Below are 20,883 nucleotides of genomic sequence, written 5' to 3'. Positions count from 1 at the left end.
GGCACATTGATCGGTGCGGGACGATGGCGTCGCGAACGGGTAAAAGTGAGGTGATCCAAAGCGCCCCCAGTGACTGCGCCGCGCTCAGTCGCCCAACGGTGCGCGCTTCGGCTGCTGCACAACTGCCACACCGGGCTTGCGCCAATGCGGGCGCCGTGTGCCGCGGAACATCACCAGGTAGAGTCCGACCACCCACACCAGCGCGGCCGACCACCCTCCCAGAATGTCGCTGGGGTAATGCACACCCAGATAAATGCGCGAGACACCGACCAGCAGCGCAAATAGGCTGGCCACAATCGTCACCGGCCAGCGCCAGCGCGTGTTCCAGGCCAGCGCGACGACAACCGCGGCAAGCGTCATCGAGCCCATCGCGTGGCCACTGGGGAAACTGAACGTGCTTTCCGGGGCGATGGATTCCCACAAACTGGGGCGGTCGCGTTGAAAGAACTGTTTGGCGCCCATGTTCAAAAACGCCGAACCACCGAAGCCCAACGCGGCGAAGCTGCCCTCGCGCCAGCGTCGCAACACCAATAACACCAGCACGATGCCGATATCCGCAGGAATCACGCCGTATTGGTAGCCGGCCTTGGAGATCACGTCGAAAAACGCGTTCAGCCCCGGCGTGGCGATGCTGCGCATGCTCCACAGCAAGGGCTCGTCGAAGTAGAAATTCTCAAGCGCGTGCACTTCATCGGCCAGATCCACAAACAGACCCAGCGGCAACAACACGCCGGCGAACAACAGCGCCATGCGCCACGCATTGTTGCGCAACCACATCCTAAAACCAGCCGGCGACTCAGCCGGCGCGGCGGACATAGGTACGTTCGACGTATTGATCGATCAAATCGATGAATTCGTAGGCAATGTTTTCGCCACGCAAGGTGACGCTTTTTTCGCCATCGATGAACACCGGGGCAGACGGCGCCTCGCCCGTGCCCGGCAACGAGATGCCGATATTGGCGTGGCGCGATTCGCCGGGGCCGTTGACCACGCAGCCCATCACCGCCAGGGTCATATTCTCGGCGCCAGGGTTGCTGATCTTCCACTCCGGCATTTTGGCGCGCACATGGTTTTGCACCACGCCGGCCAGCTCCTGGAAAAACTCGGAAGTGGTGCGGCCGCAGCCGGGGCATGCGGTCACCATGGGCGTAAACGCACGCTGGCCGGTGGTCTGCAGCAGTTCCTGCGCAACGATGACTTCCTGCGTGCGTGACTGGCCCGGTTCCGGTGTCAGCGAGATGCGGATGGTGTCGCCGATACCTTCCTGCAGCAGCACGCTCAACGCAGCGGCCGACGCTACGATGCCCTTGCTGCCGATACCGGCTTCGGTCAGGCCCAGATGCAGCGCGAAGTCGCACCGGCTCGCCATGTCGCGATAGACCGCGATCAGCTCCTGCACCCCGGACACCTTGGCCGACAAGATGATGCGCTCACGCGCCAGGCCCAACTCCACCGCACGTTCGGCCGAATCCACTGCCGAGCGGATCAGCGCCTCGCGCAGCACGCGACCTGCGTCCCACGGGGTGTCGCGCCTGGAGTTTTCGTCCATCAACTGCGCCGCCAGCGACTGGTCCAGCGAGCCCCAATTGGCACCGATGCGCACCGGCTTGTCGTACTTGATTGCGAACTCGATCAGTTGCGCGAACTGCAGATCCTTCTTCTTGCCGAAACCGACGTTGCCGGGATTGATGCGGTATTTGGCCAGCGCTTCGGCGCAGGCCGGCTCGGCCGCAAGCAGTTGGTGACCGTTGTAATGGAAGTCGCCGATCAATGGGACCTCGATCCCCATCATGCCCAGCTTGTCGACGATGCGCGGGATGGCGGCAGCGGACTCGGCATTGTTGACGGTCAGGCGCACCATTTCCGAGCCGGCACGCCACAGCTCGGCCACCTGCTTGACGCTGCCAGCGATATCGGCGGTGTCGGTGTTGGTCATCGACTGGACAACCACCGGGTGCCCGCCGCCCACGATCACGCTGCCGATCTTGACGGCTTGGGTGATGCGGCGCGGCCAAGCGGTGGCGTCGGCGGGAGGGGTTGGGCGAGTCACGGCGTCATGCATCGCGGTATTTTAGCCTGTCCGCTGTCCGCGCACAGCTGAAGCGCCGTGCGGGCCGCCCTCCATAGCGACGCGACGGTTTGTCGCAGGCCACCACTTCCATGAACGCATAGCATTGCCGTGATGAACAGCTCCGACGCTTCCTTCCTGCGGACCCTATGCAGCCTGCGTTGGCTGGCCACCGCCGGCCAGGCTGCCACCATCCTGATCGCCACCGGGCTGATGGGTCTGAACCTGCCGCAGCGACCGTTATGGGCCGGCGTCGCTGCCCTGGCGGTGTTCAATCTATACGCGCAGCTGCGCGTAGCCCACCACCGCGGCGCGGTCATCCCGGCCACCGAGTTCGGCCACATTTTGGTCGATGTGACCGTACTGACCTGGATGGTGGGCTGGAGCGGCGGCATCGCCAACCCGTTCGGCTCGCTGTTCCTGGTGTTGATCGCGCTGGCCGCGCTTGCCCTGCCGTTGAGCTGGGCGATGGCGGTGGCGGCATCGTGCGTGGCCGGTTACGTGGTCAGCGCGGCGTTCGGATTGCCACTGCCATATGGCAGCTTCGACCCGCTGAGCCTGCACATGTGGGGCATGGCCGCCAACTTCCTGCTTTCCACCGTGGTTGTGCTGGCGTTCGCCACGCGGCTGGCCTTGTCGATCCGCGAGCGCGAGCGCGAAATTTCCACGCTGCGCGAGCGCTTTGCACGCAACGAAGGCATCGTCGCGCTGGCCACGCATGCGGCGTCTGTTGCACACGAGCTCAACACCCCGCTGGCGACGATGACGCTGCTGGTGGACGACATCGCCGACCAATGCGACCAGACCGAATTGCGTGAAGATCTGGACACCTTGCGCGAGCTGCTGGTGCAGTGCCACGAGCGGGTGCTGGCATTGGCCGCACCCGCCGACAACGGCCATCTCAGTCGCCAAGTGGCGGTCGAGGAGGTGCTGGAACAATGGCGGCTGGTACGCCCGACCATCGAGCTGCGCCGCAACGAGGATGCACCGATGCGCCTGATGCTGCAGCCCGGCGTCAGTCACTTGCTGATGGTGCTGCTCAACAACGCGGCAGACGCCGGCGAACGTGCCGGGCGCCCGCAGATCGATCTGACCTTGCGAGTGGAACACGATCATCTCAGCGGCGAAGTGCGCGACTACGGCCCCGGCTTCGACACATCGCAAGCCATGCTGCCGGGCACCTTGTTCAACAGCGGCAAGCACGACGGCATGGGTGTCGGACTGGCGCTATCGCATGCCACCGTCGAGCGGCTGCAGGGCGAGTTGTGGATGCTGCCCGCCGAGGGCAGCGGCGCCCGCGTCGGTTTCCGCCTGCCGCTCTCCGAACACGAGGCACTTGCATGACAAGCCCCCCTATCTGCACCGGCCTGCTGGTCGACGATGACAGCTTATATCTGCGCACGCTGCAACGCAGCCTTGCCCGCCGCGGCGTCGAGACGCTGACCGCCACCGATGCGGCCAGTGCGCTGTCGATCGCGCGTAGCGCGTTGCCGGATTTTGCGTTGATCGATCTCAAGCTCGGCCACGATTCCGGGCTCAGCCTGATCCAGCCGCTGCGTGAGATCCGCGCCGACATGCGCATCCTGCTGGTCACCGGTTACGCGAGCATCGCCACGGCTGTGGAGGCGATCAAACTTGGCGCCGATGACTATCTGCCCAAGCCGGCCAATATCCCCACCATCATGCGCGCACTGGGCGGAGAAGACGACGAGCTGCCCGAGCCGGACGAAGAACAAACTGCGCAGGAAATGATGACACCGCTCAGCCGTCTACAGTGGGAGCATATCCAGCAAGCGCTACACGAAACCGGCGGCAATGTGTCCGCCGCCGCGCGTTTGCTCGGCATGCATCGGCGCTCGCTGCAGCGCAAGCTGACCAAGCGGCCCAGCCCGGGGCCGTTGCGTGAGCCTGGGCGCTGAGGAGCGCTAAGAGTGGCTAACAAAACTACTGCGCTCGCCGCCAGGCGGGCGCGGCCGGTGCTCGGAATCGGCATGTAGCATGCGTACACTCCGGTTCCTCCGCACCGACCTGGCGACTGCTCGCTACGTTTTGTAAGCCACTCTAAGCCGTCTTGACGACTGAGCATCGGATTGTCGCTGTGCCAACAGCGAGGCAACCTCCGGTCCCTCAAGGCTGCTCATCAACCACTTTAAGGCTACCAAAGAAGCGCGCCGTGCGCGTTATGCGCTCCGTAGGGATCAGACATTCCCGTAGAGACCGATCGAGCACTGCGGCGATATGCGCTTGCACTAAGTCACTCGCGTCGACCCCGAAGCGCGCGTGGCACCTGGCTTGGCTGCGTCACAGCTCCCCATCAACTGAACACAGAGCAGGTGCCTCACATCAAGGGATGAGGCTCTAGGCCGATACTGGGACATGTTACCCCTGCCCGCGTCTGTCCAATCCCCCGTTCCGCCTGTGGTCGATGAGTCCACCCGGCTAGCCGTCCTGCGTGGCTTGTGCTTGCTGGATTCGCCAGTGGACCCGGTGTTCGAGACTATCGCCGCACTGGCGGCGCGCAGCCTGGGCGCGGAGATCGCGCTGGTTTCACTGGTGGACGAACACCGCCAATGGTTCAAGGCGCGCACCGGCCTGGAAACGCAAGAAACCCCACGCGACCAGGCGTTCTGCGCGCATGCGATCCGCTCGGACGAGGTGATGGTAGTGCTGGATGCGCAGCTTGACCGGCGCTTCTCCGATAACCCTCTGGTGCTGGGGCCGCCATTTATCCGCTTCTACGCCGGCGCGCCGCTGAAGCTGCGCGATGGCCACAGCATCGGTACCTTATGCGTGATTGGCACCAGCCCGCGCGCGGAATTGGATCCCGAAGCGATCACACAGTTGGAAGGCCTGCGCGATCTGGCCGTGTTGCGAGTGGAAAACCTGCGTAGCATCACCTATCGCGATGGCGCGACCGGCCTGCCCAACCGCTCGCGTTTCGGCGAAGATCTGGAGGCTTGGCTGTCGCAATCCGATAATGCACCAGCGAGCACGGCAGTAGCGGTCGACATCTGCGGCAGCGATTACTTCCGCGACATGGTCAAGGCACTGGGCTGGGATTACGCCGACGGCTATGTGGCGCTTGCCCAGCATCGTCTGGCCGCGTATCTGCCTGGCGGCACTGCGCTGTATCGGCTGGATCCGACCACCTTCGGCTTTCTGGCGCAGGCCGAAACGCAGCGCCTGGCCACGCTGTGCACCAAAATTTCGAAGGCCTTCGCCGAGCCGCTGGAGCATCAAGGCATCCCGCATACTGCGGTGGCCTCGATCGGTGCGGTCTCGCTGCAGACCAGCTACGGCGCCGCCGACACCATCCGCTCGCTCACTACTGCGGTGGATGTCTCGCGCGAGCGTTGCCTGCCGTGGAGCATGTACGAGCGCAAGCACGACGTCGCGCAGCGCAACACCTTCCGCCTGCTCGCGGCTTTGCCCGCTGCGTTGGACAGCGCCAATCAGCTGAGCCTGCAATACCAGCCGCGTGTGGATCTGCACGACCACCGCTGCGTGGGAGTAGAAGCGCTGCTGCGTTGGCAGCATCCAATGATCGGCCCGGTGATGCCGTCGGACTTCATACCGATGGCCGAGAAGACCGCACTGATCAATCGCATCACTGCCTGGGTGATCGACAAGGGGATCGCCCAGGCAGCGCGCTGGCAGCAACAAGGCCTGGACTTCAATCTGGCCTTGAACGTGTCGGCCGCCGATCTGGATCGCCCCGGTTTTGCAGGTCTGCTGCGGCGTGGTCTGGAGCGCTACAAACTGGATCCGCGCCGGCTGGAAATTGAATTCACCGAAAGCGCGATGATCCGCCACCCCGAACATCTGGCCGAGCAACTGGCCGCGATCGCTGCATTGGGCGTGCATATCGCCATCGACGATTTCGGCACCGGCTACAGCAATTTCAGTTACCTCAAGCAGCTGCCGGCCAACGCGTTGAAGATCGATCAATCCTTCATTCGCTCACTGCCGGACAGCCGTACCGACCGCACCTTGGTGCCGGCAATGATCCATCTTGGCCACGGCCTGGGCCAACGCGTGGTTGCTGAAGGCATCGAATCGCCAGAAGCGTATGCGCAGCTGCGCGCCTGGGGCTGCGACGAAGGCCAGGGCTACTGGATCGCCAAACCGATGCCGGCGGCCGCATTGGAAATCTGGCTACAGACGCCGTGGCACGCGCAATCTGCGGCGCCGGTCGCCCTGCTCGACACAAGCCTGGCGGCAGCGCGGATCTGAGCGCACGCGGCAACGGCACGCAACTGCTCGCAAGCAAGCATCAAATGGTGGGGATGATCGTGCTGCGCGATATTCGGCGGAACTGCCGATACAAGGATTCGGCTTACTGCCGGGTTCGCGTCCGTTTCCCGGATGGCGCATCCACCAGGATGTACTCGCCACCATTGCTCTTCCAAGTCGGCGTCTGGTTGTCGAGCCTGATGCACGGCCGGCCACCGCACGAGGTGATCTCGACATGCCGGGACGCCTGCTGCACTTCCGCGCTTACCTCCGCCGCATCGGCGCGGGCGTATGCGGCCTGCAACCGGTCGTTGGCGTGTTTGAGCAACAGCAAAAATCCCCCAAGCAGCAGCGCAAAGAACACCACCAGCGTGACGATAATCTTCCAGGCCCAGGCGATCCTGGGCTGTAGCGCATCTTCCATTCGCTGCTGCTGTTCCCGGAACAGCGCCACCATCGCCTGTCTAAACTTCGCCTCCTCCTGCTCCCTGGCGGTCTGCATCGCCGCCTGCACCGTCCTGGCCTGTTGCTCCATAGTGGAAATCAAGCCGTCCACACGCCCGACGGCCAGTGCCATCTGCGCCAGGATCTGGCCTGCTTGCTCATTCATCTCATGCCCCGGCGACTGCATCAAAGTGAAAACCCTTGCTGCTGCGGCTGTAGCTGCTGCTGGGTCTGGAACAACGCCTGGTCCTGCTGTCGCTGCGTTTCGGCAGTCAGCTGCTGCAGGCTCTGCTCCAGCGGCTGGGCGGTGGCCTGCGCCGTATCGATGACCGCGCGGTCGATGAGCGAGGGCATGTGCGGGTTGGTCGCGGTTGCCAGCAGCACCCGACCGTCCTGGCTCGGTGTCAGCGCATCGATGCGGGGCAGCTGATTCAAGCTGGCCTGATAAGCGACGGCCCCGGCAACCTGCTCCATCTGCACCCGATCAAGATAGCCGCCGGCCTGCGGTCCCAGCCGCTCCAGCTGGGCGAGCGCCTGATCGAAGAGCGGATTGTCTCTGCCAGGCAATTGCTGGTGTTTCGCCAGCACCCGTTCCTCTGCGACGGCAAGTGTCTGCTGCCAGCGCTCAGGGGTTGCATAGGCCATCGACGCCGCCCGCGCGCCTTGGTCGTCGCCGGCTTGCAAGGCAGCGTAGAAGCGTTCGACCAGCGGGTCCTGGTGGCGCAAAACCGCCTGCTCCGGGAGCGGCGAAACCGAGTGCGAGGCTGGCGGCGGGAATGCCGGAGCGACCGGCACATACTGATGGTCGTGCCCCCGGCTGCCGTCCTGGGTGTGGTGAAAGTGGCCGAGCGCCGCCGGTGTCTGGCTGGTATCCAGATAGGGGCGCGGCGCCTTATTCGCGCCAAGGTCCAGGCCTTCCATTTCGATCAGGTCCTCCTTCAGGCCCAGAGCCGCCATATTGATGGCGATCTGCGGCTTGGCGCCCTGATAGCGCACAGTGGCCTGGTCCTCGGCTGCGACAATCTGCTCCAGTGCCCAGGTGCCGTAGAAATTGGCGTAGTCGGCGGTGGGGTTGGGTTTGTGCTCGCCCAGATGCACCGGGCGTTGATTGGGCTGGGCATGTAACGCAGAGGGGCGGTCGAAGTAATGCTGCCCCATGGCGGCAATATTGGCCGGAGTCTGCGGGAGGCTGGCGTCTTGGTTGAAGGTGAGGCCGGGAAGTGGTGAGGACGGAGATGATGGTGTATTAGGTGTAATAAAGTCGTATATCCGGCTATTTTGAATCTTCCCCATATCAACAAGCGTGGTGCTAGGGTTGCTCTGATGCTCGCGGCTCAGCAATGCATTCCAGCCCGCAATCTCTGCTTTGGCCTCATCTTCGCGGCCCGCCTGGATGTAAGCCCGCAATTCGTCCGTGTAGTCGTGCACGGGCCCCTGCACCCGGGCCTGCACTCCGATGCTCTGCATGAAGGCCTGCGTTGCCCGGTCCTTGGCGGCATCGTTGAAGCCATGCTGGATCTCATGGCCCAGCACGAAAGTCATGTCCTGCGCGTCGTATCTGCCCTGGGGATTGGCAGCCGTTTTGCTCTGCAATCCCAGCGGCGGCAGATTGATGCCCTTGGGCGTACCGTCCTGCTGCACGGTGCTGCCGTCATAGGTGGCGCCGGCCGCCATGCTGTTGCCCAGCAGGCTGAAATGCTGCACATACCCCTGGGTTACCGCGTCCTTGATCTGCGCGGCCAGGACCGGCGAACCGTTGAGAGTGGCCTGCAGATTGGTCACCATGTCCTGGTCGACGGTGTGCGTCTGCCCGACCGGGTCCTGCCAGGTCTTGTGGGCAAAGTCGACGCTCATGCACTGCAACCCGACCACCGCCTTCAGATCGCCGCTCGCTGCGCTGCCGCCGGGCTGAAAACTCGCGGCCGGAATCGTCACAACACCTGTTGCCTTGTCGTAACTGCCGGTCAGGTTGGGCGAGCCGCCCGGCATCTCCAACGCAAAGCCCTTGAATTGGCCAGAGGTGGCCTGCTGGTTGAGCCGGTCGGCATCGGCAACGACTGCGGCACGCAGCTGTGCTTCCTGCGCTGGCGTGGCGCCAGGCTGCGCGGCGAACTGCGCCAAGGCAGCTTCGAGTTGCGGATTCGGATTCGCCATGCCATTGCTCTCCTGGGCCAATTAACGACCGTTCAATGTTCCGATGGACTTGACACACAAGCGGCCTGCTCCCCCGGCAACTACGTTTTGCGGAATGATCGAAATCTCGAAATCAACACTACCATCACTGGCCTTGAATTTAGCGTAGCGCCAATCCTCCAATTGACCGATCTCACCGTAGGTCGGGTTATCCACGAATCCCATAGCTTTGAGCGCGCGGTGATAGTCATCGAAGTCCAACTTGCAGACTGGCCCCATATCACCAAATCGCTCGTTTTGCTGCACGAAATGCAGTTGGACACCGGCTCTGTTGGAACGAGACTCTGCATAGAAATTTAGGACGTATTTCCATCCATCACCGACGTCACCCTCCGCACCGTAGAATCCGCCATGCACTGCCGGTGCAAGCCTAATTCCAACAGTATCTTGCACCTGCACTAGGCTCAAATCTTCCCGAGAGCTCAACCCCTCGATCAGCTTCAGGAACCGCTTGCCGATCTCTTCGGCGCTGAGTTTCGGATTCTGGGTGGTAGCAACCGGATGCATCGTGGTGGTCTCCTTGGCGGGTGGATGCCGTTCGGCAGCGGTCGCGCAGGCGGACAAGAGCAAGACGCACAATAGCGCAAGCCATCGCGCAGTTGATGTTCTCACGGTCCACACCGGCTTGTCATAGCGACCGGTCAGGTTGGACGAGCCGCCCGGCGCCTCCAACGCAAAGCCCTTGAGTTGGCCGGACGTGGCCTGCCGGTTGAACCGGTCGGCATCGGCAATAACCGCAGCACGCAGTTGCGCTTCCTGCGCTGGCGTGGCGCCAGGCTGCGCGGCGAACTTGGCAAAGGCAGCTTCGAGTTGGGGATTTGGATTAGCCATGTCATTGCTCTCCTGGGCCAATTAATGCCCGTTCAACATGCGAATTGACCTGACGCAGAGGCGACCTGACTCGCCGGCAACCACGTTCTGCGGGATGATCAAGAACGTCATATCCACCGTGCCATCGCTCTTCTTGAACTTTGTGTATCGCCAATCCTCCAGCTGGCCGATCTCGCCATAGGTAGGATTATCAACAAACCCCATTTCTTTAAAAGCGTTATGGTAATAATCAAAATTTAAGCCACATATCTGCGTCATATCTGCGAAACGTGCCGCAGAGTTGATGAAATCCAAGTACACCGATTTTTCGTTTGATTGGGTTTCTTCAAGAAAGCCAACAATATAGCTCCAATTATGACCAACAGGCGCTTCTGATACATAATGATTTTTATCATCAGGAACAGTCGAGAACTCCAGTCTCATTATTGCTCGAACTAAGAGCGGCTAACAAAACGTAGCGAGCAGTCGCCAGGTGTGAGTGCGGACGGCCCGGAGGAACCGCAGTGTACGAGTGGTACATGCCGGTTCCGAGCACCGGCCGCGCCCGCCTGGCGGTGAGCGTGGTAGTTTTGTTAGCCTCTCTAAGTGTAGGTTGAGGTCGCTGCGCGAGCTCAACCCCTCGATCAGCGTCAGGAACCGCTTGCCGATCTCTTCGGCGCTGAGTTTCGGATTCTGGGTGGGGGCAACCGGATGCATCGTGGTGGTCTCCTTGGCGGGTGGGTGCCGTTCGGCAGCGGTCGCGCAGGCTGTCATAGCCAGAACGCACGATAGCGCAAGCCATCGCGCAGCTGAGGTTTTCACCGGCCACATCGGCTTGACATGGCGATCGATCAGGTCGAGCGAGCCGCCCAACGCTTCCGACACGGAGCCCTTGAGATGGCCGAACGTGGCCTGCTGGTTGAGCATGGCCAGCGGACTGGCATCGGCAATCACCGCAGCACGCAGCTGCGCTTCCTGCGCTGGGGTGGTGCCAGGCTGCGCGGCGAACTGCGCCAAGGCAGCTTCGCGTTGTGGATTTGGATTCGCCATGCAACTGCCTCCTTTATACGATCATTTTTAATTCAAGGTGCCGATGGATTTCATGCAAACCCTGCCAGCTTCCCGAGCCACCACATTCTGTGGAACGATTGAGATCGTAATGTCGTTCTTGTAATAGCGCCAACGTCGCAACTCACCGATCCGGCTATTGCGCGACGCGCGTATCGGCGCGACCGCGCAGTCGTGTTGCGTGTGCTTACCAAAACACCGCGTACAGCGCGATCAGAATCGCCACCACACCGATTGCACCGATCTTGAAGCCCAACGTAGTGCCGTAGGCCACATCGTCGGTGCGAATCAGATCGCGCGCCTGCGTCGGCGCTGTCACCAACGACACCATCACCGCCAGCACCAGCGCTGCCACGAACACTACGCCGATGCGGTCCATGAACGGCAGTTCCGGCCAGGCGAACTTGAGCGCGAACGACAGCACCACCGAGCCGATCGCCGCGGTCAGTGCGCCGGCTTCGTTGGCGCGCTTCCAGAACAGCCCTAGCATGAAGATCACCACCACGCCTGGGGTAAAGAAGCCGGTGAATTCCTGGATGAACTGGAAGCCCTGATCGAAGTTGCCCAGCAGCGGCCGCGCGGTGAGGATGCCGATGACCACCGCCACGATGGCCACGATGCGGCCCACGCGCACCAGTTGCTTCTGCTCGGTCTGCGGGCGGAACTTGGCGTAGAAATCCAGGGTGAAAATCGTCGCCACCGAATTGATCTTCGATGCCAGCGACGCCACGATCGCCGCCACCAGTGCTGCAAACACCAGCCCCAGAATGCCGGTCGGCAGCAACTGCATCATGGTCGGATAGGCCTGATCGGGCTTGGCCAGATCCGGCGCAAGCATTACCGCGGCAATGCCCGGCACCACGATCACCAGCGGCATCAGCAATTTCAGGAATGCGGCGAACACCATGCCCTTCTGCGCCTGGCCGATGTTCTTGGCTGCCAGCGCGCGCTGGATGATGTATTGGTTGAAACCCCAGTAACTGATGTTCATCACCCACAGACCGCCGAGCAGCACGCTCAGGCCCGGCAGGTCTTTATAAAACGGGTTGTTCTTGCTCAGGATCATGTGGAAGTGCTCGGGGTGCGCGCTCCATAGGTGCTTGAAGCCGGCCAACACGCCGGCACCGTCGCCGATGCGCGCCAGGGTCAACCCCGCAACCAGCAGGCCGCCCAAGACCAGCAGCGTGACCTGCACGATGTCGGTCAGCGCCACTGCCTTGAGGCCGCCGTACAGCTGATAGACCAGGGCAAACACGCCGATCAACGCCAGCGCCAGCGTCTGGTCCATACCGGTGACCTGGCTGACCGCGATCGACCCCAGCCACAGGATCGAGGTGAGATTCACGAACACGTACAGCAGCAGCCAGAACACCGCCATCAGCGTGCGGATCCACTTGCCGTAACGCTGTTCCAGGAACTGCGGCATGGTGTAGATGCCGTTGCGCAGGAAGATCGGCAGGAAGAACTTGCCGACGATCAACAAGGTCAGCGCCGCCATCCACTCGTAGGACGCAATCGCCAGACCGATCGCATAGCCGGAGCCAGCCATGCCGATGATCTGCTCGGCCGAAATGTTGGCGGCAATCAGCGAGGCGCCGATCGCCCACCACGGCAACGACTTGCTCGCCAGGAAGTAATCCTCGGCGCTCTTGCTGTGGCCAGCCTTCTCGCGCGAGACCCACTGCGCAAGGACGAAGATGCCGGTCAGATAGACCAGCACGATCACGATATCCAACGTTGCCAAACCCACTGCACTCTCCTGTCCGGCTCTGGGGTGTGCGCCGTGCACCAGGCGAGCCTGCAGACGACCGCCGTCCCCGCACAGCGTGCGTGGCGGCAGAGCGGCGAACCGCAGCTGCAGGCCATCCGGGCCGATCGACGCGCGCTCCCTCGGCGGCTGATGACACCACCGCTGAGGGTGGCCGCTATGAACGCCGCCATGATCTGCGACGCGCTTGTTTCGGTTGATCTACCGCAAGCGCGGAAGCACACTTCCGCGCTTGCTACCTACTTGACCGGGCAGTCCAGCGTAACTTCGGCTTCGTTAAGCGCGCCCAGCGCGATCTTCGACACCGACAGATCCAGCGCCGCACCACTTTCGATGCCGGCCAACTGGGTCAGCTTGGTCACGTCGGCGCCGGCCACTGCGAAGCACTTCAACGGCACGCCGACCACCTTCCACCGACCTTGCGGCAGCGCGGCCAGGGCCTTCTGTGCATCGACACGCCCGCTGCACCCCTCGCCACAACCCACGCCCAACCACACCGGCGCAGTCACCGCGCTGTCGCGGCGCACGGTCAGCTGCAACTGCACATCGCCGTTGCTCTCACGCGATACATCCACCGGCTTGCCGGACACCAGCAACACGCTGGAGGCCTTGGCACCGGACCACACCAGGCGACGCGCATCTTCCTGCGCCTTGTGATCGACCGCAGTCATCTTCAGGCTGCCATCGGACAAGCCCACCGGCAGCGTGGTCGCCGGCATATTGGCCTGGCTGGCATTGGACAGCTGCATCGCAATGCCCAGCGCCGGCTTGCCGCGCACGAAGTACACCCCGCCCACCGACTGCTCGCCGGACACGCCGGAGTCTTCCGGCAGCGCGGCCAGATCGCCCTTGTCGGCGTAGGTCAGGCCGAAGCCGAACTTGAACTGCGGGTCGTAATCCTTCTGCCCGACGTTATTGGCGAACTGCGCTGCGGTCTTCGGCCAGGAGAAGCTCAGCTTGCCCTTGAAGTCGTTTTGCACCGTGCCATCGGCCTTACGCAGCAGCACATCGGCAATGCCTTCGCCTTCCGAACCCGGCAACCAGGCAGCGACGAATGCATCGGACGCATTGATGTACTGATTCATCCACAGCGCACGCCCGCTCAGGAACACCGCCACCACTGGAATGCCGTCGGCCTTGAGCTTGCGGATCAGTGCCAGCTCGCTTTCATCGCCTGGCTTGTACAGCAAGGTGGCGATGTCGCCCTGGAACTCGGCGTACGGGTTTTCGCCAAACACCACCACTGCCACATCCGGCTTGATCTTGTAGCTGCCGTCCACTGCCAGCTCGGCCTTGCCGCCGGCGGCCTTGATCTGCTTGTCCAAACCTTCCCAGATGGTGTTGCCATTCGGGTAGTCGCTGCGCTTGGTGCCGGTGCCCTGCCAGTTCAAGGTCCAACCACCGGACTGCTTGCCCATGTCGTCGGCGCCATCGCCCAGCACCAGCACGCGCTTTTTCGGATCCAGCGGCAGGATGCCGGCCTGGTTCTTCAGCAGTACCAGGGACTCACGCACCGCCTGACGGGCGATCGCACGGTGTTCCGGCGCACCCAGCAATGCGTACTTGCCGCCGAGCGGACGCTTGGACGGCTTGCCGGCTTCGAACAGGCCAAGGCGCAGCTTGACGCGCAGGATGCGGCGCACCGCATCGTCAAGACGCTGCGCCGAAATCTGCCCGGACTTCACTGCCGCCAGTTCGGTTTCGTAGATGCCCTTCCAGCTGTCGGAGGCCATCGCCATGTCGACACCGGCAATGAACGAAGCCGGGCAGTTTTCGTTGGTGCAGCCCTTGACCTGGCCGTGGCCATTCCAGTCGCCGACCACGAAACCGCCGAAGTTCATGCGTCCCTTAAGCACATCGGTCAGCATGACCTTGTTGCCATGCATCTTTTCGCCGTTGAAGCTATTGAACGAGGCCATCACCGTCTGCGCACCAGCCGCGATCGCCGCCGGATAACCCGCAGCGTGGACGTCGCGCATGGTGGCTTGGGATACCTTGGTGTCGCCCTGGTCCTTGCCGTCGGTGGTGCCGCCGTCGCCGACGAAATGCTTCACCGACGAAATCACGTGGCTGCCGTCGAGGAACTGCGGGGTGCCTGGCACGCCCTGCACGCCTTCGACCATCTTGCCGACGAAGCTGGCCACCACATCCGGCGACTCGGAATAGCCTTCGTAGCTGCGACCCCAACGGTCGTCCTGCGGTACCGCGACGGTAGGCGCGAAGGTCCACTCCATGCCGGTGACGCGGGTTTCGGAGGCGGTGACTTCGCCGATCTTCTCGATCAGCTCCGGGTTGCGCGTGGCGCCCAGGCCGATGTTGTGCGGGAACAAGGTGGCACCGACGATGTTGCTCTGGCCGTGCACCGCATCGATGCCGAAGATGATCGGAATCGCGCTGCCGCCTTTGGAAGTGTCCATCGACGCTTCATAGAACGCGTCGGCCAGCTTCAGCCATTCGGCCGGGCTGGCGTTGTATTTGCCGCCGGGATCGGAATTGCCGCCGGCCAGCACCGAGCCGATGCGGTACTTGCGCACGTCGTCAGGGGTCATGCTGGCGATATCGCCCTGGATGGTCTGGGCGACCTTTTCCTCGACGCTCATTTTGGCCATCACATCGGTGATGCGCTGCTCCAGGGCCTGGTCCTGGGCGAACGGCCACTTTGGCGACGGCCATTGGTCCGGATGGATGGTGGTCGACGATTCGGCGGGCGTGGCAGCCGGCGCGGTCTTGCTCGCCTCGGTGGTGGTGTCCTTAACTTGGCAGGCGGCCAGCATCAGCACCGCGGCAGCGGTAGCCAGCGAGAGAGCGCGACGCGCGACAGGCGCGGCGGTACGACGAAGCAGCTTGTGCAAGATCCAGATCTCCAGGTCATTCTCCCACGGCGATGCGTTGCGCCGCAGGCCATTAAGCGGCGTACGCTTGCGTGATTCCCCCACCCTGTCAACAACGGCTGTCCGTATGCCAGATGACAGCCAACTTATTGGCCGCGGCTATAGCCTTGGAATACCGGCAGTACCTATCAAGCCATGTAAAAACCGTTGAATCCGGCGTGACGCACGGCAACTGGCAATCGCGCACTTTGCTGCATCGCACCACCCACCGACGCAGCCCGCACGCACCGCCCACCCTCCTTTTGTAGCGCTCACTTGCGAGGGCGTCCCCAAACGTACGCCAACGGTCGAGATCGCCGTCAACCAACTGTCATAAGGCCGGCCTAAGGTAATCGGCTTGCCGATGCGCAATCGGCCATCGTTGATCGTTGCTTTTGCCTGGAGTTTCGATGTCTGCCTCCCCCGATCCCTCCCGCCGCCGCCTCATGCAGTTGCTGGCGTCCGTCCCTCTGTTGCCGCTTGGCAGCGCCAGCGCCGCAGCATTGCAGCAACGCGGTGGCGCAGCCTTGGCCGCGCGGCCATCGCGGCCATCGGAAAACCCTGTCCGCCTAGTGTCGGCCACCTTCCACGGCATGCCGGCACCCAGCCTGGCCAACCCGGCTGCAATGGCCACCACCACGGTCGGCTCGTCGCTGACGGTGGCGCGCAGCGACGGCAGCACGCAGCGCTATGCCCTGGCCTATCACCCGTTCTTCGTCACCGGCGACCAGGTGCCCGACGGCAATGGCGGTACCGTGCTGGCAGGCGGCTATTACGACATTCGGCATCGCCCGATCATCGACCGTTCCAAACCCGGTGCCGAGCGCCAGTTCTTTTCCGACTGCCCGGACGGCTCCTCGCTGCTGACCCTGCCCGACGCCAAGGTGCCCGGGGTCAAGGGCAATCACGTGTTTGCGGTGGTGCAGTTCGAATACACCACCCGCGACCTGGCCGGCAACGACACCAACCGCCACCTGCCCGCGCCGATCGCGGTGCTGACGCTGGATCAGGACCCGGCCACCGGCAAGTTGTCGCTGGTGAAGTACCACAACGTCGATACCGCGCCGGTGCATGGGCTGTGGACCACTTGCGGCGCCAGCCTGTCGCCGTGGAATACCCACCTGTCCAGCGAAGAGTATGAGCCCGACGCCACCGCGCTGGCCGGCAACACCCAGTTCCGCAGCTACAGCACGCATCTGTACGGCGATCCGGAACGGGCCAATCCGTACCACTACGGCCACCTGCCCGAGATCACCGTGCACCCGGACGGCACGGGGAGCGTGCGCAAGCATTATTGCCTGGGCCGCATTTCGCACGAGCTGGTGCAGGTGATGCCGGACCAACGCACCGTGCTGATGGGCGACGACGCCACTAACGGTGGGCTATTCATGTTCATCGCCGACCGCAAAGCGGACCTGTCGGCCGGCACCTTGTATGTCGGCAAGTGGCACCAGACCTCCGGCGTGGGACCTGGCGCGGCCACGTTGAGCTGGATCAAGCTGGGCCACGCCACCAGTGCCGAAATTAAAGCCATGGCCGACCGCCTCACCGCCGCCGACATCCTCGACGTGCATTTGAGCGATCCGGGCGATGCCTCCTTCACCAAGATCCCGTTCAACGGCACCTTCAACTGGATTCGCATCAAGCCCGGCATGGAAAAGGCCGCCACGTATCTGGAAACCCACCGCTACGCAGCATTGGCCGGCGGCAGCCTGGGCTTCACCAAGCTCGAAGGCACGACCGTCAATGCCCGCGACAAGATCGCCTACATGGCGATGTCCTACATCGTCACCAGCATGCTCAACGGCTCGGGCGACGTGAAAGTGCAAGGCCCGGCATCGGGCGCGGTGTACGCCTTGAATCTGCGCGGCGGCCGCCACGACAGCAGCGGCGCACCGATCCACAGCGACTGGGTTCCGATCGACATGGCCGCCCCGGCCGCGCTTACCGGCCACGACCTGGCCAAAGCCGATGCCCTGGGCAACTTGGCCGACCCGCAGCGCTTGGCCAACCCGGACAACCTCAAGTTCTCCGAATCGCTGCGCACCTTGTTCATCGGCGAAGACAGCAGCCTGCACGTCAACAACTTCCTGTGGGCCTACAACGTGGACAGCGGCGCGCTGACGCGTGTGTTGTCGGTGCCGGCCGGAGCCGAATCGACCGGCTTGCACGCAGTCGACGAGATCCACGGCTGGACTTACGTGATGAGCAACTGCCAGCATCCGGGCGATTGGGAAAGCCCGCTGCACGACACCGTCAAGGCGACGCTGGATCCGCTGATCCGCGCCAATTACAAGAACCGCTTCGGCGGCGCAGTGGGCTATCTCACCGGCGATCCGGTGGCGGTGAAGTTAGGCAAGGCGTAAGCGCTGGTCGTGGCCCACCATCAGGGCCGCCTAGCGCGCGTCTGACCGGCAGGCTTCAAGCCACTCAAAACAGGCCACGCGTTTCGGACCCCGTCATGGCGATGGCTTGGCTCCATGGCCTCGCTGCGTCTGCACGTGCGATGCGTCCAGAATGATCGAACGTTCAAAAGTACACAGGGCCCGAAGGCCCTGGCGTGACAGCTCATGGCTTGAAAAGTTAAACGCCGCCCCGCTACCATGAACCGAGGCGAGATAATTGCCTGGGTGGATGGAGTGCGCCACACGCCAACACGTAGGGTGCGACCGCTAAAAAGGATTTACAAAGGATCGTCACCATGGGAATGAAAGCCCGCCTAGGAACCGCACTGGCTTTGCTTCTACTTGCCGCATTCGCTGGCCTGTACCTGTCCGGTTACATCACCTTGCAACTGCTCAAGCTCGACATTCCGCTTGAGTGGAGCACCTACACCCAATACGTGCGCGCCCTGGACCTGCCGCAGGTCCGCCCGTACGCGATGAAGATCAGGATCGGCGGCATGCTGGGCTTCGGCCTGATGTTCATGCTTTGGCTGCCGTTGGCCCTGATGCTCTTGCGACTGAGTCAACGCGATGCGTCTGTGCATGGCGATGCCGGTTTTGCCAGCCTGCACGACATGAAGCGGGCCGACTTGTTGGAGAAAAAACCCGAGAGCATCGTCGTCGGCAAGTACCGGGGGCGTTACCTCTACATCAACGGTGCGCGCCACGTGATGGTGGTGGCGCCCACCCGCAGCGGCAAGACCACCTGCATCGCCATTCCGGTGCTGCTGACCTACGAGCACTCGATGTGCGTGCTCGACATCAAGGGCGAGTTGTTCAAGGAAACCAGCGGCTGGCGGGCCTCGCAAGGACAGCGTATCTACAAGTTCGCCCCTTATGCCACCGATGGCAAAACCCATAGATTCAATCCGCTGTCCTTTGTCAGGCCGGGCCAGTACATCGCCGACCTGCAAACGATCGCCGCCATCCTCTACCCGGACGACTCCGCAAAGGACCCGTTCTGGGCGACCCAGGCCCGTGCCATCTTTGTCGCCTTCGCTTCGTTCATGTTCGAAAACTGGAACGACATGGAACGTACCGGTTTCCCAGGAACCAACGCACAAGGAAAGCCCGACTCCCCAACCCCTCTCGATCCCAACGTGCACCCTGCGTTTCCGAGCTTCGAACGCATCCTGCGGCTCTCGTCCGGTGCAGGGAGCAAGGGCGTCAAGCGCATGGTCGAACGCTGGCTGTCGGCCTCGGGCCAACAGCAGTTTCCCTTCGTCAGCGAGCAGACCCGCACCACCCTGCGCAACCTGGCAGGGATGGCCGAGCAGACCTTCTCCAGCGTCATCGCCACCCTGCAGGCGCCGTTGCAGCAGTTCCTGAATCCGGTCCTGGCAGCGGCCACCAATGCCACCGACTTCGACGTGACCGCCATCCGCAAGCGCAAGACCACCATCTACACGGTCGTTCCCGCCCAGAAACTCGACGAAAGCGGCAAGTTGCTGAACATTTTCTTCAGCACCGTGATCGGCAACAATCTGGACAGGCAACTGGGCGATGACCCATCGCTCAAGTACCAGATGTTGATGCTGATGGACGAATTCACCGCCATGGGGCGGATGGACGTGTGGGCCAAGCGGATTTCGATCTCGGCCAGCTACGGAGTGCGCGACCTGTGCATCATCCAGAGCAACGCCCAACTGCGCTCGGTCTACGGCGAGCACGACGCCCAGAACTTCACCACCAACCACGCCGGCAGCGCGGTCTACACCCCGCGCGAACAGACCGACGCCAACGCCTATAGCGAGCAGCTGGGGTTCAAGACCATCCGCCGCAAGCACCGCTCTCACGGTCGCAGCGCGCAAGGGAGCAGTTACAACATCAACTACACCGAAGAAAAACGGGCGTTGATGCTGCCCCAGGAACTCAAGGAACTGCCCAACGACGACGCGTTGCTGTTCCTCGAAGGATGCAAGCCGATCCGCTGCAAGAAGAACTGGTTTTTCAAGGATACCTTCTTCAGCAAGCGCATCCTGCCGCCGGTGGAGATTGCGCCGATGGTCGTGATACGTGATCAGCGGACTGGGGCAGGCAAGGACGTCCCTTTCGTGGACTGAGGCAATTCATTTGATTCAATTTACACTTGGAACTTGAGTCGGCCATTTAATCGCGAGGACAGCACACATGAAAAAACGCATTAATCGCCATTTTATCCGCAGAAAAATCGGCTTCGCCATCGTTGGATCGGTACTGGGGTTTGCACTTGCAAACGCCAGTGCCGTCCAACCAACAGCCGGGCATGCCGTGCCTAAGCCAGCATGGCCTGATAACGGAATTGCACAACGTATTCTTCCAAACGCCATGACGATGTTTGTTGAAAACGACCATGGCAAGCTCCGCGCATGGGTCGTGTCGGAGCCTGCTGGGGAGGAGAATGTCGAGGCATTGGATTTTTTCAGTGGCCAGAAAATGAAAGTCAAGGTAGACAGGGAAGACGATGGCCATCAGGAACAGTCCTTTACCGACCCCGAGGGGAAATTTCATTCCAGCATAGGGCAGGATTATGCATTTTCCGGAACTTCTCCTCCAATTGATTTGCCAGGCATAAGCTTTGATGGAAATAATATTTTTCTAGAACCATCTAAAAATTATTGTTCTTCAAACTTAATTGCGACCAGTTCAGAGCGCAACTATGTCACAGGGGAAAAACCTGCATCTACCTGGAACAAATTTGCCATTTATCATGAGATGGGAAACCCTAAAGCATGCTCTGGCGGCAGTTTTAATTCAAAGATCACCTCTGCACTTGATTTGAATGATGGAACATTTTTAGCTATTGAGGGATGTTTTGTATTCCGTCTACGCAAATCGGATCTATCGCCTGTGGGTTCAGCGCCTGCATTGAGGTTAATAGATGAAAGCGCAATGCGGCTGGCTATCAACCAAGCGAAGAAAAACAATATCCAGGATGTCACAGCTTATATAATTAAGACACTAGTTCCGCCAACCGCTATTGAACTATCTTGCAAGGAGTATTAA

General features: G+C 62.0%; 15 protein-coding genes and 2 other RNA genes. 8 read left to right on the top strand and 9 right to left on the bottom strand.

The window, feature by feature from the left end; all coding sequences use genetic code 11:
- Window positions 1–84: 84 nt before the first annotated feature.
- Window positions 85–816 carry a phosphatase PAP2 family protein gene (locus tag J5I97_RS07610; protein WP_208590816.1) on the bottom strand — a complete coding sequence of 244 codons (732 nt, stop codon included), beginning with the start codon at window positions 814–816 and terminating at the stop codon, window positions 85–87.
- Window positions 797–2,062 (bottom strand): flavodoxin-dependent (E)-4-hydroxy-3-methylbut-2-enyl-diphosphate synthase, encoded by a 1,266-nt coding sequence (ispG, locus tag J5I97_RS07605; protein ID WP_208590815.1) that lies wholly within the window; start codon window positions 2,060–2,062, stop codon window positions 797–799. Before ispG ends, J5I97_RS07610 begins: the two co-directional genes overlap by 20 nt.
- Window positions 2,063–2,182: 120 nt before the next feature.
- Between ispG and J5I97_RS07600 the strand changes: the two genes are divergently transcribed.
- From J5I97_RS07600 to J5I97_RS07585, 4 genes are all read left to right on the top strand, one after another.
- Entirely contained in the window at window positions 2,183–3,412 is a 1,230-nt protein-coding gene (locus J5I97_RS07600) for an ATP-binding protein (RefSeq protein WP_208590812.1), read from the top strand.
- Window positions 3,409–3,987, top strand: a complete 579-nt coding sequence (locus tag J5I97_RS07595; RefSeq protein ID WP_208590811.1) for a response regulator transcription factor — start codon at window positions 3,409–3,411, stop codon at window positions 3,985–3,987. The genes J5I97_RS07600 and J5I97_RS07595 overlap by 4 nt, the downstream gene beginning before the upstream one ends.
- Before the next feature lie 72 nt (window positions 3,988–4,059).
- A non-coding RNA gene (locus J5I97_RS07590) (sX9 sRNA) lies at window positions 4,060–4,126 on the top strand.
- Window positions 4,127–4,444: 318 nt separating this feature from the next.
- Entirely contained in the window at window positions 4,445–6,301 is a 1,857-nt protein-coding gene (locus J5I97_RS07585; protein WP_208590809.1) for a putative bifunctional diguanylate cyclase/phosphodiesterase, read from the top strand.
- 103 nt (window positions 6,302–6,404) lie between these two features.
- On the opposite strand, the gene J5I97_RS07580 is transcribed toward J5I97_RS07585, so the two are convergent.
- The 5 genes from J5I97_RS07580 to J5I97_RS07560 form a co-directional block, all read right to left on the bottom strand.
- Window positions 6,405–6,932 (bottom strand): hypothetical protein, encoded by a 528-nt coding sequence (locus J5I97_RS07580; RefSeq protein ID WP_208591603.1) that lies wholly within the window; start codon window positions 6,930–6,932, stop codon window positions 6,405–6,407.
- On the bottom strand, window positions 6,932–8,899 hold the full coding sequence (locus J5I97_RS19880; protein WP_238135667.1) for an XVIPCD domain-containing protein: 1,968 nt from the start codon (window positions 8,897–8,899) through the stop codon (window positions 6,932–6,934). The genes J5I97_RS07580 and J5I97_RS19880 overlap by 1 nt, the downstream gene beginning before the upstream one ends.
- Window positions 8,900–8,920: 21 nt before the next feature.
- Window positions 8,921–9,769, bottom strand: a complete 849-nt coding sequence (locus J5I97_RS19875; RefSeq protein WP_238135666.1) for a hypothetical protein — start codon at window positions 9,767–9,769, stop codon at window positions 8,921–8,923.
- A gap of 21 nt (window positions 9,770–9,790) precedes the next feature.
- Entirely contained in the window at window positions 9,791–10,192 is a 402-nt protein-coding gene (locus J5I97_RS07565; protein ID WP_208590801.1) for a hypothetical protein, read from the bottom strand.
- A gap of 19 nt (window positions 10,193–10,211) precedes the next feature.
- Window positions 10,212–10,289, bottom strand: a non-coding RNA gene (locus J5I97_RS07560) — sX9 sRNA.
- Window positions 10,290–10,645: 356 nt separating this feature from the next.
- Between J5I97_RS07560 and J5I97_RS07555 the strand changes: the two genes are divergently transcribed.
- Complete coding sequence (locus tag J5I97_RS07555; RefSeq protein ID WP_208590799.1) at window positions 10,646–10,900, top strand: hypothetical protein; 255 nt, start codon at window positions 10,646–10,648, stop codon at window positions 10,898–10,900.
- A 103-nt stretch (window positions 10,901–11,003) separates the two neighbouring features.
- Here J5I97_RS07555 and J5I97_RS07550 read toward each other — a convergent pair whose 3' ends face one another.
- Both J5I97_RS07550 and J5I97_RS07545 read right to left on the bottom strand, forming a co-directional pair.
- A complete protein-coding gene (locus J5I97_RS07550; RefSeq protein ID WP_208590797.1) occupies window positions 11,004–12,566 on the bottom strand; it encodes a sodium/sugar symporter in 1,563 nt (520 codons plus the stop codon).
- Between the two features lie 257 nt (window positions 12,567–12,823).
- Window positions 12,824–15,436 carry a glycoside hydrolase family 3 protein gene (locus tag J5I97_RS07545; RefSeq protein WP_208590795.1) on the bottom strand — a complete coding sequence of 871 codons (2,613 nt, stop codon included), beginning with the start codon at window positions 15,434–15,436 and terminating at the stop codon, window positions 12,824–12,826.
- 428 nt (window positions 15,437–15,864) lie between these two features.
- Here J5I97_RS07545 and J5I97_RS07540 point away from each other — a divergent pair, with 428 nt between their 5' ends.
- The 3 genes from J5I97_RS07540 (at window position 15,865) to J5I97_RS07530 (ending at window position 20,883) form a co-directional block, all read left to right on the top strand.
- Window positions 15,865–17,820, top strand: coding sequence for a PhoX family protein (locus J5I97_RS07540; RefSeq protein ID WP_208590793.1), 1,956 nt, complete (start codon window positions 15,865–15,867; stop codon window positions 17,818–17,820).
- A 335-nt stretch (window positions 17,821–18,155) separates the two neighbouring features.
- The gene (locus tag J5I97_RS07535) at window positions 18,156–19,961 is read left to right on the top strand and encodes a type IV secretory system conjugative DNA transfer family protein (protein ID WP_345776689.1); all 1,806 of its coding nucleotides are present in this window, start codon (window positions 18,156–18,158) and stop codon (window positions 19,959–19,961) included.
- A gap of 67 nt (window positions 19,962–20,028) precedes the next feature.
- Window positions 20,029–20,883, top strand: coding sequence for a hypothetical protein (locus J5I97_RS07530; RefSeq protein WP_208590785.1), 855 nt, complete (start codon window positions 20,029–20,031; stop codon window positions 20,881–20,883).

Origin of the sequence: Xanthomonas fragariae (assembly GCF_017603965.1) — a bacterium.
GTDB classification, from domain to species: domain Bacteria; phylum Pseudomonadota; class Gammaproteobacteria; order Xanthomonadales; family Xanthomonadaceae; genus Xanthomonas; species Xanthomonas fragariae_A.
Note: the sequence above shows the minus strand (reverse complement) of the source record. Positions and strands in the feature narration are given on the sequence as shown.